Source organism: Vampirovibrio chlorellavorus, from assembly GCF_003149375.1.
Lineage (GTDB): Bacteria > Cyanobacteriota > Vampirovibrionia > Vampirovibrionales > Vampirovibrionaceae > Vampirovibrio > Vampirovibrio chlorellavorus_B.
On record NZ_QFWH01000003.1, the window covers coordinates 1 to 16,251 of the forward strand.

General features: G+C 55.0%; 12 protein-coding genes. 9 read left to right on the plus strand and 3 right to left on the minus strand.

Going from position 1 to position 16,251, the window contains the following annotated elements:
- Positions 1-537 precede the first annotated feature (537 nt).
- Entirely contained in the window at positions 538-876 is a 339-nt protein-coding gene (locus tag DF283_RS04585; RefSeq protein WP_303673544.1) for a hypothetical protein, read from the plus strand.
- Positions 877-1,040: 164 nt separating this feature from the next.
- Positions 1,041-2,849: an arginine--tRNA ligase gene (gene argS / locus DF283_RS04590; RefSeq protein ID WP_303673545.1), complete on the plus strand. Its 1,809-nt coding sequence runs from the start codon at positions 1,041-1,043 to the stop codon at positions 2,847-2,849.
- A 671-nt stretch (positions 2,850-3,520) separates the two neighbouring features.
- Here the strand turns inward: argS and DF283_RS04595 are convergent.
- Complete coding sequence (locus DF283_RS04595; RefSeq protein WP_303673546.1) at positions 3,521-4,501, minus strand: tetratricopeptide repeat protein; 981 nt, start codon at positions 4,499-4,501, stop codon at positions 3,521-3,523.
- 498 nt (positions 4,502-4,999) lie between these two features.
- On the opposite strand from DF283_RS04595, the gene recG reads away from it, so the two are divergent.
- From recG to DF283_RS04625, 6 genes are all read left to right on the plus strand, one after another.
- On the plus strand, positions 5,000-7,462 hold the full coding sequence (gene recG / locus DF283_RS04600) for an ATP-dependent DNA helicase RecG (RefSeq protein ID WP_303673547.1): 2,463 nt from the start codon (positions 5,000-5,002) through the stop codon (positions 7,460-7,462).
- Positions 7,463-7,790: 328 nt separating this feature from the next.
- The gene (locus DF283_RS04605) at positions 7,791-8,948 is read left to right on the plus strand and encodes a hypothetical protein (protein ID WP_303673548.1); all 1,158 of its coding nucleotides are present in this window, start codon (positions 7,791-7,793) and stop codon (positions 8,946-8,948) included.
- Positions 8,949-9,058: 110 nt separating this feature from the next.
- Entirely contained in the window at positions 9,059-9,790 is a 732-nt protein-coding gene (locus tag DF283_RS04610; protein ID WP_303673549.1) for a class I SAM-dependent methyltransferase, read from the plus strand.
- Positions 9,783-10,832 (plus strand): N-acetylneuraminate synthase family protein, encoded by a 1,050-nt coding sequence (locus tag DF283_RS04615; RefSeq protein WP_303673550.1) that lies wholly within the window; start codon positions 9,783-9,785, stop codon positions 10,830-10,832. Before DF283_RS04610 ends, DF283_RS04615 begins: the two co-directional genes overlap by 8 nt.
- A complete protein-coding gene (locus tag DF283_RS04620; RefSeq protein ID WP_303673551.1) occupies positions 10,825-11,817 on the plus strand; it encodes a phosphotransferase enzyme family protein in 993 nt (330 codons plus the stop codon). The genes DF283_RS04615 and DF283_RS04620 overlap by 8 nt, the downstream gene beginning before the upstream one ends.
- 736 nt (positions 11,818-12,553) lie before the next feature.
- Positions 12,554-13,093, plus strand: a complete 540-nt coding sequence (locus DF283_RS04625; protein WP_303673552.1) for a hypothetical protein — start codon at positions 12,554-12,556, stop codon at positions 13,091-13,093.
- 200 nt (positions 13,094-13,293) lie between these two features.
- Here the strand turns inward: DF283_RS04625 and DF283_RS04630 are convergent, their stop codons facing one another.
- Positions 13,294-13,584 carry a hypothetical protein gene (locus tag DF283_RS04630; protein WP_303673553.1) on the minus strand — a complete coding sequence of 97 codons (291 nt, stop codon included), beginning with the start codon at positions 13,582-13,584 and terminating at the stop codon, positions 13,294-13,296.
- A gap of 293 nt (positions 13,585-13,877) precedes the next feature.
- Between DF283_RS04630 and DF283_RS04635 the strand changes: the two genes are divergently transcribed.
- Complete coding sequence (locus DF283_RS04635) at positions 13,878-14,222, plus strand: DUF952 domain-containing protein (RefSeq protein WP_303673554.1); 345 nt, start codon at positions 13,878-13,880, stop codon at positions 14,220-14,222.
- Positions 14,223-14,288: 66 nt separating this feature from the next.
- Here the strand turns inward: DF283_RS04635 and DF283_RS04640 are convergent, their stop codons facing one another.
- Complete coding sequence (locus DF283_RS04640) at positions 14,289-16,187, minus strand: glycoside hydrolase family 10-like protein (RefSeq protein WP_303673555.1); 1,899 nt, start codon at positions 16,185-16,187, stop codon at positions 14,289-14,291.
- Positions 16,188-16,251: the final 64 nt, after the last annotated feature.

The window sequence follows — 16,251 nt, forward strand, 5'->3', positions numbered from 1 at the left end:
TGGCTGGGCAAATTCAGAAAGCTTGAAATCCGCTACGACTATCGCTGGCAGAATTGGGAGGCCTTCTGGCAATTGGGCTGCGCCATGCTCTGCCTTCAGAAAGTTACCGTATGAGTTCTACCTAACCCTGGATGTTCGTCATTATAGAGGGGATATTCACGCGCCGTCTATAACTACCTTTATTATTAATATTTAAGGGGAAATTAACTTGGGTCCTTGCTTTTCCCGGTTTTTTCATTCCTTCTGTCGAGGTTTTTTTGTTATTTTCTAGCCAACTGGAGAGGCCCGGTTGGGCAATGGTTTGGCCTTGTGTTTGTCAGCTTGCCTAGCCAGAAATGATTACGGCGTAATGCTTTTTATTCTCCGATTCGGTTAATGGGGTGAATTACAGATGGGTTTGGGGTAAGGGGAACCCTGAAAATTATTTTTATTGCTGAGTTTTGGACGATTGCTCTAATTGGTAACATCGTTTAATATTTTTACAGGGAAACGATGGAAAAGTGAGCTATACAGAGTGAGCTATAGGGAGACCCCTACATGTATCCAAAACTGCTGCCTTTGCTGAAAAGGTTCATCTTTGTGCGTCAGGGCGCCTTTAATCGCTACTATGAGGGAAAGCTGGTATCCGTGGACGCTGACGCCCTGCAAATCCAGTCCTACAGGAAGGATGGAAGCCCGGAAGAACTATGGACCATTGCCCTGGATACCATTACCGAATTTTCGGTCGGCGGAAGGCATCTGGCCGAGCTGGCCTTGAAGGTTTCTTTTATATCCTCGGATGAGATGACCATGAATTACGATGGGGAAGTGTTGATGCTGGAGGGGAGCGCGACCGATACCGTGGTGCAACCGGCTGCCGATGAGGTGTCCGAATAGGCGCTTCCAACTGAACTTGCGGCTGCCGTGCTTACAGGCGTTTACAATTGTGTATTCTGAAATTTAAGAAGGGCTTCGGCCCTTTTTAAATGCCAAAAACGGAAAGTCCCGCACATCAGACCCAACTTTTGTCCGGGTCGATTTTCTGCTAGAGTTGACGGACTATGATTAAACAAAAACTTCTCAATCACCTGTCTTCAGCGCTTCAACAAGCGGCTCCCCAACTCAACGGCCTGATGGTGGATGACGCCATGACCGCCGCCTTTCGCCTGGAGCGCCCCCGCAATCCCGAGCATGGCGATTACGCCGTCAACGTTTCCTTTTTGGCCCGTCATACCAAAATGGCCCCCCCTAAAATTGCCGAAGTGCTGCAAGGGGTACTGTCCGATGAACGGATGACGGTGACCGTGGTGGGTGGGTACCTCAACTTTCAACTCTCCACGGCGTTTTTGGCCGAAGCGCTGGTGGGAATTATTCATTCTCCTGCCCCCGGACGGAATCAGGAGCTGGCGGGCGAACGGGTCTTGCTGGAATACGTTTCCGCCAACCCCACCGGGCCTTTACATATTGGGCATGGCCGCTGGGCCGCGTTGGGCGATGCCATCATTCGCCTGATGCGCCACTGTGGCGCCGAGGTGACCGCCGAATTTTACATCAACGACGCCGGGGTGCAGATGGGCAATATCACCACCTCGGTGTACTGGCGCTGCGTGGAACTTCTGAAGGCCGAAGGGCTGCTTTCGGTGCCGGTTGAACTACCCGAAACCCTGCCCTATCCCGGCGAGTACGTGCTGGACGTGGCCCGGGCTTATCTGGCTGATTCTCAGCGTCAAGGGCAATTGCTCAGCGCCATTAGCGCTTCTCCCGGTGAGCCTGAGGCCGAAGCCCGGCAAGGCATTCAGGATTTTTCCCGTGAGTTTTTACTGAGCGATCAGCGGGCCCTGCTGGATCGCATGCGTGTGCCTTTTGAAAGCTGGATTTCCGAAAAGGCGTACCTGTACGATCGGGGCGTCATCCCGGAAACGCTGACTGCTTTAACTGCCAAGGGCTTTACCTACGAGGCCGAAGATGCCCTGTGGTTCAAGTCCACCGAGTTTGGCGACGAGAAAGATCGGGTGCTGCGCAAGTCCGATGGCAGCTTCACCTACTTAATGCCCGATATCGCCTATCACCACGATAAGTTCAGCCGTCAGGACGCCCGGGGGCAAGTCCGCTACAACCGGATTATGAACATCTGGGGGGCCGATCACCATGGTTACATTCCCCGCATGCGAGGGGCCATTCAGGCATTGGGCCACTCTCCAGAGCAGTTTGAAGTGCTGCTGGGTCAGTTGGTCAACCTGATTGTGGATGGTGAGCGTACCCGCATGGGCAAGCGCCGCAAGATGCTGACCCTGCAGGACGTGGTGGACGAAGTGGGCGTGGATGCCACCCGCTTCTGGATGGTGTCCAAGTCCGCCGATACCTCGCTGGATTTTGATGTGGATCTGGCCGCTTCCGCCACCAGTGAAAACCCGGTGTTTTATGTGCAATACGCCCACGCCCGGTGTTGCAGTATTTTGCGTAATGCCGTGGAAGCTCCGGTTAATGTCGATTCCGGCGCAGTGGCCCAGCCCTTTGTCACGGAAAAAGATTTGCGGGCTTTTGAGCATGCCTTGAACGTACAGACGCTGGCCCCCTTGTTTGACAGTCTGCCTGACCCCAAGGAACAGCAGGTGTTAAAGACCTTGTTGCTGTTGTTGGACGGGTTTGAGGACGTGGTTCGGGATGCCGCCCGATTCCGTTCCCCGCATTTTGTGACCCAGTACGCTCAGGATGTCTCGGCTCAGTTCCACTCCTTTTACGGGGTCTGCCGGATTCTCACCCCGGAGCCCTCTCTGACGCAGGCCCGCCTGATGCTGATTCGGGCCATTCAGAAGACGCTGGCCCAGGCCCTGGACTTGCTGGGTGTGTCCGCCCCGGAGCGCATGTAGAAGTTCTTCGGCTGTGAAACGTTCGCGGCGGATTGCCAAACGCTGATTTTGAGCGGCTTTGGCCTGCTTTGTAAAAAAAACTTCATAAACTGGCATCAATCGTACTTCACTCGCTTTTCTCTCTCAGAACAAGTATGAACTGGGCCGTGCTGGCTGGCAGTTCAAGTGGGTACCAATCGAAACGCTTGTGCGTTTGCGATGCGACAAACAGTTGAAGAGATGAGAAAAGCATTGAAAGCCATATCCCGGCTGGTATTTGGAGTTGCATTGCCGATTGCTGGCAGTGGATTTCCTGTACCCGTGGCCCGGCCACAACCCCGACGACGTCCAGTGTTTGAGGACTGCTCGGTGAATCGGCCTGGGTTCGATTTTGGGGCAAGTTTCGGGATCAGCCGGTGGCTTTGGGATGAGACGGGATTATTGGGTGTGAGATTGGGAGTGAAGAGAGGGGATAAGGACACATTTCGTGAAGGGGGAAAAGAAAGTGCCTGGCAACAGGTACTGTGTCATACCGAGTAAGTGCCGCCTTGCTCTTTAGCCGGAGTGAGAGAGCCTTACAACCAACCACCGGGAGAGCCATATCTCCCGGTTTTATTTTTTTGCGGAGTCTAAAAAAGCGACCCGGTTTTCCATAAAGGATCACCGGGCCGGGTGTTCAAGGTTGTACTGGTTTACGGCAATGCGATGCGTGAAATGACATTGGCCGGGTCCTGCTCGGAGACAAACACGGCGTTGTTCACGGTGTCCATAAACAGGTTGTAGGGCTTGTTCAATCCGCCAATGAGGACGCTGGTCTTGCCGTTGGCGTTAATACGGGCCACGTTGTTCAGCAGGTAGTTGGCCACGTACAATTCATTGGTTTTGGGGTTGTAGGTCAGGCCGATGGGGCCTTTAATGCCTTCGCCGGAGCTGAACACGGTCTTTTCGCCGCTGGCCCCCACCCGGTAGATGATGTTTTTGGAGTAGTTGGCCACGTACATAAAGCCGCCCGGGCCGATGGTAATCCCGGTGGGGCCTTCATACCCCTTGGAAAACACCTTGACCGTGGCTTTGGCCGCTGCCGCTGGTTTGGTAGCGCTGGGCGGGGCGGCGGCTGGCTTGTTCACGGTCGGTGTGGTCGTGGTGGGCTTATTGGCCGTGGCCGGAGCGCTGGCAGGCTTAGTGGCCGTGGCTGGCGCGTTTTGCGGCTTCAACTCCGGGCGCAGTTCATTCAGTTTGACCCGGGCCTGGGTGTACTTGGCATCGCTGGCCGGAATTTGAGAGAGGATGTTGATGGCCTCTTCATTGCGATTCAGCCTTTCCAGACACAGGGCCAGGTTGTATTTGGCGTTGCCATCCGCCGGGGCCAGGTTCACGGATTTCTGGAACATGTCGGCGGCATCGGGGAAGCGCTTGAGCTGGTAATAGATGGAGCCCATGTTGTAGTAGGCATCGCCATAGGCCGGATCGATCTGGGTGGCCCGGGTAAATTTGCCCAGGGCGTCATTCACCCGGCCCTGATTGTAGGCTTCAATGCCCTGATTGTAATTCTGGATGGCCTCCAGATTGTTGGAGGTCTGAGCCATTCCGGCAGGGGGGAGCCACAGGCTGCCCGCCATGAGGCTACTGAGCAGGGCTAACCGTAAATGACGGGAATGAAACCGATTGCGCATGGATTTACTACCTCTTACTTTAAAACCGTTTAATGCTGGCTTGGGGCCAATAAGCCGCCTGACTGACTGGTTGCCAGCTTGTCTCTTCGTTGAACCTGAACACTGTTTTCATTAAAAATGTGATTCTTTGCCGATTCAAAAAGTTCTCTCTATCCCTCTTGTTTGTGGCCTGGTGTGGCTGTGGTGATTTCTGGGCGGGCCATTCTTGCTGCTCGCTTGCTAGCAAGCTCGACCCAACTTGGCGTGGGCCTGACTCAGGGTGTAATCAAGCCAGGCGTCTGTTAACGGATGACGTAATAATCGCACACTGGTTCAGTTCTTGAAAAGGGGCCGTCTACAAAACCGATGGCGCTCCCAGCCTCTGGGGGGATTGGAAGGGTCTGTACTATAATACGAAGGAGCTTGTTCCGGCTGGAACCCACTATCTGACAAGCCCACAAGAATCCGGCAGAGAAGATCCCGGTTGCGGCTGAACCCGTTTTGAGAGAGGCCACGCCTTTGTTATCCCTGGAAGAAGTGCAGTTAAAACTGAAGGACTTGCGGCAGGCGGTGTCCATCGAGAAGGATCACCGTTACATTGACGTGCAGGGACGTAAAAAAACGTTTTCCCGCTTTGTGTTCGACACCCTGAAAGAAATGCCCCCGCTGACGCTGGACGATGGCAGTGGCGCGGACAACCCGGTGGATACCCTGCGCCGCAAGTTCGAGAATTACCCCTTCATGGATTTGGGGGGGCGCATGCGCACGCTGGAGAGCATGGAGCAGTTTTTAATCGCCCTGTCCCGGCAAGGCGCGGCCCAGCGCAAGGCTCCTAAACTGTCCACGGAGCCCCCCAAGGCCGGTGGAAAATCCATCCACGAACTGGAGGTGAAGTACCTGAAAGGGGTGGGCCCCAAGTTGGCCCAATTGCTGGGGCTGGTGGGCATTCAGACCGTGGAGAATCTCCTCTACTACTTCCCCCGGCGTTATCTGGATTACAACAACCGGGTCAAAATTCTGGATCTCAATCAGGGCGATGAGGTTACCGTGATTGGAAGCATCCGCTCGGTGAACGCCTACAAAACCAAGAACGGGCTGGCCATTCTCAGCCTGGTGATTACCGATGATACCGGCATGATGGCCGCCAACTGGTTTCTGGGCAAGCTCAGTCAGGCCTCGCTGGAAGCGCAGAAGGACCGCTACCCCAAGGGGGCCGATGTCATGCTCTCTGGCAAGGTGAAGTGGGATACCTATAAAAAAATCCCGGCCATGGATCGCCCCCAACTGGAGATTTTGAGCTATCAGGACGCCACCGGCGTTCAAGAGAACGACTCCTTGCATGCGGGCCGATTGGTGCCCATTTATGCCCTGACCGAAGGGCTGAACCTGCGCTTTTTGCGTAAGGCCATCCATCAGGCCTTGCAGGATTACCTGGACAGCATCATCGATCCTGTGCCTCAGTCGGTACTGCAGCAGTACGGCCTGATGCCCTTAAAACAGGCCCTGCGGCAGATTCACTTCCCGGAAACCCGGGAGCTGGCCACCGCCGCCCGGGAGCGTCTGGTGTTTGACGAGCTGTTTTACGTGCAGTTGCGCTTGTCCCTGATTCGTCAGCAGTACAAGCGAACCGTGAAGGGGCTGAATCTGGTCTATCATCCCGATGGCTATGCCGAGCAGCTCAAGCAGGCCTTGCCTTTTGCCTTGACCGGGGCTCAGCAGCGGGTGTTAAATGAGATCTCGCAAGATATCGCTTCCGATGAGCCCATGTACCGCATGTTGCAAGGGGACGTGGGTAGCGGGAAAACCGTGGTAGCCATTCTGACCCTGTTAGCCGCCGTGGAAAACGGGTATCAGGGGGCCTTGATGGCTCCCACCGAAATTCTGGCCGAGCAGCATTACCGCAAATGCGTGGAGTGGCTGACCCCGCTGGGCTTGCGGGCGGGCCTGTTCGTGGGGAAATCCGGGGCACGGGAGCGCCGGGAATTGCGCCAAGCCTTGCTGAACGGACAAATTCACGTGGCCGTGGGCACCCATGCACTGATTCAGGACGATGTAGAGTTTGCCAAGCTGGGCATCGTGGTGGTGGATGAGCAGCATCGTTTCGGGGTGCGTCAGCGGACTTTGCTCAAAAGCAAGGGGCAACACCCGGAGATGCTGACCATGACCGCTACCCCCATTCCTCGCTCTCTGGCTATGACCTTGCACGGCGATTTGGACGTGTCCATTCTGGATGAATTGCCCCCGGGGCGGACTCCCATTAAAACCACGCTGCTCACGCATTCTCAATTAGGGCAGGGCTACCAGCTCATTCGGCAGGAAATTTTGAAGGGGCGGCAAGCCTACATTGTGTTTCCCCTGATTGAGGAGTCGGAGACTTTGTCGGCCAAGGCGGCCACCTCCGAGGCGGAGCGCTTGCAGCAGGAGGTGTTTCAGGATTTACGCATTGGCCTGCTGCACGGTAAAATGCGCCCCGATGAGAAAGACGCCGTGATGAGTCGCTTTGCGGCGGGTGATTTGCACATTCTGGTCAGTACCACGGTGGTGGAAGTGGGCGTGGATGTGCCCAACGCCACGGTCATGATCATTGAGAACGCCGATCGCTTTGGCCTGTCCCAGTTGCACCAGTTGCGGGGCCGGGTGGGACGTTCCAGCCATCAATCCTACTGTGTGCTGGTGTCCGATAACAAAACGGAAACCACCTTGACCCGCCTGAGCATTTTGACCGAAAGCGAGGATGGCTTTTATATCTCTGAGCGGGATTTGGAGCTGCGGGGGCCGGGTGAGTTTTTGGGTACCCGCCAGAGCGGTTTGCCGGATTTTGTGCTGGCCGATTTGATTGAGGACAAGGACACCCTGGAAAAGGCTCGAAAGGCGGCCTTTGCCATTGCCGCCGATGGGGAGTATCTCAACCAGCATCCCCAGTTGCGGGATATGGTTTATCAAAAAACGGATGACACCTTTAGCACCCTGGGTTCGGGTTAGCGATACTGATTTGCCGGTTTCAGCGTGCGGAAGAGCTTGTCCGCAAGATTTTTTGCCGGGCATCTTCTTTGTGTCTGCGTTGCTAAGGCCTTGGCGTTACACCGGACTAAAAACTTCCCGGATACTCTCCAAGTCTTGTCATTCCCGGATCGGTGTGTGGTTTTGCGTGATTGGGTAGAGCAAGCCGGTTAACTACAGCAATTTGCCAAAGTCATAGCGTTGCGTCAGGGGCTGCCAGTCTGAGATGGTTCGTGCTAATATTCCCCCGTCAGGATTTCCCCAACCCACCGAATATGGACAAAATGCGAAAACCCGGACTGGAAACATTATGCGCTTAATTTTTTCCGCCCGGGATGCCGCTGCCGCCCTGTATGTGGCGCCACTGGCGGAACTGGCCGCACACGATCCCCGGAACAAGGTCATGGTCTTGGCCCAGGCTCCAGCCTTTGGCATTTTATCCCAGGCAGGTATTAATCCTGTTTTTATCGAGGCCCCTGCGGTCAATCATCCTGATGATCCGGCGGCAGCGGTGTTGCTGAAAGAGGCGGCCCACTGGGTCAGTGATCATCAGCCTGATGCAGTGATTGCCGGGCTTTCCTCGCCGGGACAGGGGGGCATTGATGAAGCCCTGTTGAAGGTGGCCGCTTGTCCCACGTTTTTGCTTCAGGATTTTTGGGGCGAATGGAATCCCTTTTTTAATGCTGTTCCCTCGGTATTTTTGGTGCTGGATGCCGCCGCCCGTGAATTAAACCGGCAGCGTCACGGCGCTGATAGCTTTATCATGGGCTCGCCGCGGCATGCCTGCTATAGCAGGTTGGATATTCCGGCCATTCGGCGAACCAGTCGAGCAAAACTGAACGTGGAGACAACCCAGGTGATTGGCTGGTTTGGGCAGTCCTTGCATCATGTTCCTGGTTATACGGCGGTGATTGAGCATTGGGTGGCTGCCGTTGAAAGCCTTGGTGAAAAGCCCACTGTTATTTACAAGCCGCACCCGCGCGAGAGTGAGGCGCAACGGCAGCAAACACTGGCTTTACTGACGGCGAACGAGGCGGTTCCGGTTCGCTTTCTGGAAAACTGGCCGGTTGAGGAGGCCTTGATTGCTTGCGATTGCGTGTGCAGCATTATGTCCAATTGTCTTTATGATGCGGCCTACCTGAACTTTTATTCGCAAATGCCCCTTTCAAGCCCCGTGTCGGTGCTGACCTCCCAAGCGCTGCTGGATACCCTGAGCCCTCAAATCGCTTTTGAGGCCTTGCCCTATACCCGCTTAAATCTGGCGGATACGATTTTACCCACCGATTCACTGGCAGAAAAACTGGCTCTTGCTTTGAGTTCAGCAGGGCTTGAAAAGGCCTGGCTGAATGCCGGACAGCATTTGGTTTCGCCCACCGCCGCCGCTGCCGAAACGTTGATATTTATCCAGAATTTTACAGAACAAAACGTCAGGCGAAAACAGTCAGTTTGTTTGATGGAGCAGAATTGACCACCTCTGTTTTCGTTGTTTTACCGAATCCGTCTCCTCAATAAACACTGTCCTGGATGGACAACCGCAAAACCGCTTCAGTATAATTTTTCTTTTTGGGAATGATACGCATGATCAGTGCTGACTACAAACGAACCAGCGTCTACAGTGGGACTGAAAAAACAGAGCCAAAGTTTATGTTTGTATGGCTCTGTGATCAGCTGGAAGCCTTGGGTGTGCTTCCTACACGCCTGCTGGATGTGGGGTGTGCCTCTGGGGATTTTCTTCAGTACGCCCAGCAACGGTATCCGGCGGCCCACTGTGAAGGCCTTGAGTATGACGTGGAACTGGTGCAATTGGCTCGGCAACGGACGGCGAATCTGGCTGTCCATCAGGGGGACGCCAACCACATGACCAGTGTGCCGGATAACACCTTTGACGCAGTATTTTTAACCGGGGTACACAGCATTTTTGATGATTTTCGCCCTTCATTCAGTGAGTGTGTGCGGGTGGCCAAAAGTGGCGGGGTGGTGCTAATAACGGGCTTGTTTAATGACTACCCGCTGGATGCCCGGATTCAATGGCGCTATGCTGAACACTTTGAAGCCCCCTGGCATCCCGGCTATAATTTATTTTCCAAGCAAAGCGTGGGCGCATTTTTGCAAGGAGTGCAAGGCGTCAAACACTTTTCATTTGAAAAATTTGCGCTGCCTTTCGATTTGCCGCCCCAGACGGATCCGGTGCGTTCCTGGACGGAGCCGGGAGCGGATGGCCAACGGACGCTACGAAACGGAATTATGCCCCTGCCACTGGAACTGTTGATGATTCAGGTAGCGAAGAAAGAGGATGCGCACGGTGAGTAACAAGCCTGCCAGTCTGATTGGCAAAAAGCGTATTGGTCAGGGGGAAGCGCCTCTTTTTCTGCCGGATATCGATGTTTATTTCAAGCACGACATTCAGGGTGCCTACCGGTTGGTGAACGCGCTGATTAGCGCCGGCATTACAACCCTCAAGGGGGCGTTGTTGCACAACCCGGATATGTGCTTGCCCGAAGGCGAAGTTGGTTATTTTGTCCCCGGTACGGGCATGCGTCGGGAGCGTTACAGGGATGTGATTGAGCGCCATGTGGTGCCTTTGGATACCTTGCGCAGAATTTACAGTGACGCCAGAGATCAGGGGCTGGAACTGGTTTTAAGCGTTTACGATGAAGAGGGCTTGCAACTGGCCCTGGAATTGGAAGCAGTGGCCCTGAAAATTCCCAGCAGCAATATCGTGCATGCTCCCCTGATTCGTAGTGTGGCCGCCACGGGGCGGGTACTCATGCTGGATACGGGGCGATCAACCATGGATGAAATTGATCGGGCGGTGGAATGGGCCAAAGCCAGCGGGGCGCAGACCCTGATCGTGCAACATAGCCCACCGGGGCCGCCAGCGCCGCCCACTGATTTTAACCTGAATATGATGATTGATATGGGCCGAAAATATCAGTGCCACGACAGTTTGTCCGATCATTTCCGGGGCATTGAGATGCTGTTGGCTGCCACCGCCTTGGGGGTGGATGTGCTTGAGAAAGGGGTGTGTCTGGATGAGTCCAAACCCGATATTGATATCGCCCACGCCTTGCCCATTTCCCAAATCGGGGAAACGCTGGAAAAAATAGCGCTGATTGACCAAGCGATGGGCAGTACCACCCGAACCTTGCCCGTGGACAGGCCTGTTCCACCGGATAGAATGTGTCTGGTGGCCAAAAGTGATCTGGAGCCCGGGGCCAGAATTTCTCCCGAGACCATCCGGTTTGCGTTTCCCCAGCAGGGAATTCCGGTGGAGCGTTGGGATGACTTTGTGGGGAAACCCTTGGCCCACGCCGTGAAAGCGGGAGCGCCCATTACAGAGCAGGATGTCTAGTTCCGCTTTTGTGCCCCCGGCCCATGGCAATTTGCTGCCGGGGCACATGCGTTTTGTGCAGGATGTTACCCCCTTGTGGCGTGACTTGATGCCGGAGTTGAGGATTGAGCAGGTCCATCGGGCGGAACGAAATGAGCAAAGCGGGTTGTGTGGTTACTATCAAATTCAAACCAGTGGCGGAGAGCGGCTCTTTGCCAAGATCAAACCACCCCGGCGAGCCACACGGGAAGGACGGGCCGCTGAGATTTCAACCTGGCTCTCTCAGCAGGGAGCATCCACCTTGCCTTTGCGGTATCCGCCCCAACAAGGACCCGCAGGAGAGTGGATTTTTTTGTACCCATGGCTGGAGAGTCGGTTTTTTGATGAAAGCCCAACGCAGGTTCAAAATCTGGGACGTGCTTTGGCCCTGCTGCACAACCAGTTGGCTGCTTTCCCCTTGGAAGAGAAGGACTGGACGCTCCTTGTTGATAGTTGGAAAGCACAGTTGAAGTCGGTGCCTTCGGCGACATTTGCTTTGGAGTACCAAGCCAGCCTGAGTGTTGTGGAACCCCTTTTCCGTGGCCGGGGTACGTGTTTGGCCCATAATGATCTGCACCGGGCCAATGTGTTGTTTGGCATCCAAAATGACCTGCCCACTTTTTTGGATTTTGAAGATATGGTGGGGGTTCGCTCCTCCGTCCTGGTGGATGTGGCGGCGGTGATCGAGCGGTTCTGCTTTTGGCCCGAAGTTGATGTGCCCAAGGCCCGTTTATTTTTGACCCACTATTTGGCTTGCATAGAAAATTCTGTGGTATTCAACCCCGTCGAGCTGGTGCAAGTCGGTTTGTGTCGTTGTTTTCATTCCTTGGCCATTTTGCATGCGGTGGCTGAGCCTGAGAATCCGGGGTGGTGTTTGGAGGTGGCCAAGTTTGAAAATCTGATTCAATGCTGGAAGCGCTGGGAAGGGGCTTTGGGTAGGGCGTTGGCGACTGTTGAAAAGAGGTAATTATCTTCTTTGAAAGGGGGCCCGCCCCCTTTACATCCCCCGCTGGGGGTGCCTGCACCCCCAGACCCCGCAGAATTTCTGTGAAAAATTTTTGCATGGTTTAAAAAAAGAATGTTTTCTTATTTGTTTCGATTTCGAATGGGGCAGGCCCCATTCGGAGACCGCACCTTTAGTCTGTTACAGCTTACAGTTACGAATTTACACAGTTACGAGCTACTTGCAGTTTCTCTCTGGAGGGGGCTGGGGGCGCAGGCGACCCCAGCGGGGGATGTAAAGGGGACGGAGTCCCCTTAGGGAAAGGGGAGCTTGAGAAAAAGAGATAGTAAAGAAAGCATCTTTCACAAAAAAACACCTCTGCAAGACAATCTCCAGCAGGGGATGTAAAGGGGACGGCGTCCCCTTTGGAGAGAAAAAAGTGTTTAGGAAGAATGTTTGTCAAAAAGAAAGCCACTATTTTTTAAAAAGTCACTATCCAAACCGTCAAAAAAGGAAACCAAAACCCTTTGGGGCAAGTTTACACTAAATGGTTTTTGTCAAATAAACACCAAGAAATAATTAAGTTTTGTAAACTAGCGCATCTCAACACCCTGACCGAGCTTTCGGTGAGACTCTTTAGTTTGTTTTTATTTTTATTTCTCTAAATGAGGAAACTCAGATAGAATAATTTCATCGATTGGAAACACACTTCTCCAAACGGATTCAGTGAAAGATTTAGCAGAGGGATGGGACCCGCGCCATGATGGACGCTATGAATCAGCTTAAGCTGCCGAAATATCAGGCATTGAAAAATCAAACGCTGGCGAAATCTGCCGCCCAGCCAGCGTCCACCCCCATCGCCTTTGGGCAGAAAACACAGCCCATCCACCGGCAAAACGGCCACCAGGGCGATGTGTTCATCAAATCCACACCTGCGGTCAGTAACGCCAGCAAACCCGCCTCCCTGCCGCCCAGACAAGGAAATCCGGTGGTTGGCGCCTTGCAAACCTTTGTCAAGCAGGCAGTCACGGGAAATAATCCCTGGCTGAACGCCCTGCAGAAGTTGAGTCCCTTGATGGAAGCCATTCCTTCGGCGAGCAAAATGCCCAACCCGCAAGCGTTGGGGCCCGCCAATTCTCCGGTGAATACCCGGAACAAAGCAACCTTGTTCGCTGGTGCCGCCTTGACGGGTGCCGGTCTGGGCGCACTCAGCGGACTGGTTCTGGGGCCTGCCGCCCTGGCCGCCAACCCGGCCCTGCTGAACAAAGCGGTGGCCCTGTTGCCGACCCAGCTGCCCTGAGCCATGCTCTGAAATTTCTCTCTCCTTCAATGTAACGTGACTGATAACTAACTGCGACTGATAAGGTGATAATTGCCTGCCCTAACCCGGAAGCCTCTGGTTTCTGGGTTTTACCCTGTCTAGGGCGTTTATTTAGCCGAAAAACCACCCAAATGAGCATTTGAGCGGTTCTTGGCGCTAAATTGACTGAAACTCAGGCGCTAGACGGACAGTAGTTGGGCGCTGATGGGCTGCTGGGACACGGGATCCACCTGCAGTTGCCGCAGTTTGGCAGGACCGCTAACAAAGCCCGACAACTGGAAGTGCTGGCTGCCGTGCATGATCAATTGGCTCAACTCGTGGGTTTTGGCCTGAATTTGCACGGATTCCCGGTTCTTTCCGTACAAGGTGACCGGGATAAATCCGGCGGCTCTGAGCTGACGGGGATTCAGAGTATTGTCTCGCTCGGTCACCTTCAAATCGCTTTGCTTTGCCTGATTCTGCTTGGCCATGGTCGCTCTCCCTCTCTTTAAATACTTGTTTAATTGCGAATACTTGTTTAATTGCGGTCCATGGGCCATGACAAACCCGATGGTCTTTTCACCATAGGGGATGACACTATGGAGGGTCAAGTAACAATAGAGCCGTGGTAGAGGCGATGCTCACCTGAAGCGTCCAAAATGAAGCGGGCACAAGCAGAGTGGGGTGGACGCCACACGTTACGGACTCTCAACATTTGCGCCTGGCCCGTGTTCCGGCCACAATCAGTGGTACCGTCTATTTTTTCGCAGAGCGTTTTTTATTTATGTCTCATTCAGAAACCATTTATATCCTGTGCGCCCCGGAAACCTTCCGACAAGCCAACCTTCAGGGCCAGTTCACCACCGACAGTCTGGCCACGGAGGGCTTTATTCACGCCTCCCCGGGCCATCAGCTGAACCGGGTGGCCAACGCCTACTTCCCCGAACAGTCGGAATTACTGCTGCTGAGCGTGGCCGTGGAGGCCCTACAGGCGGAGCTGCGCTGGGAGCCCTCCACACACGGGGAGCTTTACCCGCACCTGTACGGGCCACTCAATCTGGAGGCCATCGTCCAGACGGATTTATTTAGACGGCAAGCCCACGGCGGGTTTGAGATAAGGATTCCCTGACTATACCTGTTTTGGGGCAAACAAACCGGCCGAAAACGGACTTCGATATCAGGGCGAAGGTCGGCCTCAGGGTGCAGGTCGGAAGGGGCCTTCCAGCAAGGCTTCCTCGTACGGGGCGCTCAGGCGGGCCCCGTCAAACAGCACCACGCCGCCCAGTCCAGCCTGCCTGACCGTGTCGATCTCTTCTACCAGACTGAGGGGGCCCGTGCGGTTGTACAGGGAGAAAATGCCCACGTATACCGGGATTTTTCCTTGCACCTGCTCCCTGAGTTGATCGCACTGCAAGCGCATGCGGCCCAAATCGGTAGAGAGCCCAATGGGGGTGAGGGCCTGAATGTCCCCCTCCTTGGCCCAACGGGGATAATCCTGTAATTTTAGGGCATAGGTGGGATCATGGCTGGGAAACACCACGGCCGATACCAGTAAATTGGGCTTCAGGGCACGAGCCTGTTGGGAAATGCTTTTCACAAAGCTGGAAACCTGCTCCTTGCGCCAGCTGACCCACCGGTTCCACAGGGGGTTGCTCGGTGTTAAGCCAATGGGGTCCGCCGATGACAGGGCGGGATTCACCGTGCTTTTGGGAACGGGCTTGCCCGCCTGTTTCAGGGCGTCCACCCGCTGAGCCTCGCTGGCGGTGCGCTCGGCCTCAATCATGGCCTGAAAACGCTGGCGGGCCACTGTCGTATATCCCCAGGTGGTGCCCAGATAGTTGGGCTTATTGACCGCCGCGCTGGCCGGGTAGCGGATGTAATCCAGATTCAGCCCGTCGGCGTCATATTCGCTGACCATCTCCATCAGCAGCTTGTTCAAAAACTGGCGTACGTCCGGGTTGGCCGGGTCCAGAAAGTAGTGTCCGGGCTCGATATTGGAAATAACCGGCGTGGGCGTCTGCCAGTGGGGGCGCTGGATGTTGCGCCACTCCGGGTAGCGGCTCAGGATGGGGCCGAACTGCTCGCTGTTTTCCTTTTGGTTCCCTGCGAAAAAGACCTGGGCCCACACATGCACCTTCAGCCCCTGTTGGTGGGCTTCCTCAATCCATAACTTCAGCGGATCACCTCCCCGGTAGCGAGGGTGCTGCTCGGCCAGCCCGTAAGCGGCCATGACCTTGCTGGGGTAAATGGTTTTGCCCTGATAATAAGTTTCCACAAACACCTGCTGGATGTTGGCCCGCTTCAGGGCGGCCACGGCCTGCCGGATTTGCTGGGGATCGTTTCCCTCCGGGCGAATCCAGGTGCCCCGGAAAGCGTTGGGCTCGGCGGGAATGGTGTTGTAATAGGCCAGGTTGGCCGCATGCACGCAGCGCTGGGCCGTATCGGCCATGGCTTCCGAAACGGGGCTGCTTTGCAGGGCCAGCAGTTCCGCCCGGCAGCGTTGGGCCTCGGTCAGATGCTCCGGGTAATCGGCGGAGGCTCCCGGTTTGGCCGTGGCCGCTTTTAAAGCGGCGTCCACTTCGTTTAAATAGGTGGCCGGGGTGAATTGCAGGGTGAGTTTTCCAGTCTCAATACTCCAGCCAGCCAGAGAGCCCACCTTGCCAAAGCGGGTCAACCATTGGGCCGCCGAACCGTGCCCGCTGATCACAAAGCCGTTGGCCGGAATGGCACTATTCCCGGCGTTGAGCCGAACAATGACCCCATTTTCCACCACCGCTTCCCATCCGGCCTGATTGGTGCCAGTTTGGGCCCCGAAGGCCGGGGTGTAAATCATCAGCTGATTTTCGCCCCGAAAGCCGGGAATATCTTTGTTCGTAGGCTGCTTGAGGGGGTCGGGATCGACGGCGGTATAGGGAAAACGGTATGTATACTGTGTTTTGGGGCGGGCCGGGTTGAGAAAACTGGGCGCTTCCGACTGGGCCATGGCCTGACTGGAGACGCCCTGCATCAGGAGGGGGAGCCCAGTGAGGTTGAACAGGCTGATCAGGAACAGGGTCAGGGCCAAAGGGCCTGTCCGGCGGGTGATGATGGGCATGGGCAAAGCGTTTTCCTGAACCTCTCTATCGGTAACCGTATCTAGCGACAGACTTCTATTGTAA

Bases quoted from the DNA above. Each gene is read 5' to 3' on its own strand.
- DF283_RS04585 (WP_303673544.1), top strand. From the start codon at position 538: ATGTATCCAAAACTGCTGCCTTTGCTGAAAAGGTTCATCTTTGTGCGT.
- DF283_RS04630 (WP_303673553.1), bottom strand. From the start codon at position 13,584: ATGGCCAAGCAGAATCAGGCAAAGCAAAGCGATTTGAAGGTGACCGAG.
- DF283_RS04595 (WP_303673546.1), bottom strand. From the start codon at position 4,501: ATGCGCAATCGGTTTCATTCCCGTCATTTACGGTTAGCCCTGCTCAGT.
- DF283_RS04610 (WP_303673549.1), top strand. From the start codon at position 9,059: ATGATCAGTGCTGACTACAAACGAACCAGCGTCTACAGTGGGACTGAA.
- DF283_RS04620 (WP_303673551.1), top strand. From the start codon at position 10,825: ATGTCTAGTTCCGCTTTTGTGCCCCCGGCCCATGGCAATTTGCTGCCG.
- DF283_RS04605 (WP_303673548.1), top strand. From the start codon at position 7,791: ATGCGCTTAATTTTTTCCGCCCGGGATGCCGCTGCCGCCCTGTATGTG.
- DF283_RS04640 (WP_303673555.1), bottom strand. From the start codon at position 16,187: ATGCCCATCATCACCCGCCGGACAGGCCCTTTGGCCCTGACCCTGTTC.
- argS (WP_303673545.1), top strand. From the start codon at position 1,041: ATGATTAAACAAAAACTTCTCAATCACCTGTCTTCAGCGCTTCAACAA.
- DF283_RS04635 (WP_303673554.1), top strand. From the start codon at position 13,878: ATGTCTCATTCAGAAACCATTTATATCCTGTGCGCCCCGGAAACCTTC.
- DF283_RS04625 (WP_303673552.1), top strand. From the start codon at position 12,554: ATGATGGACGCTATGAATCAGCTTAAGCTGCCGAAATATCAGGCATTG.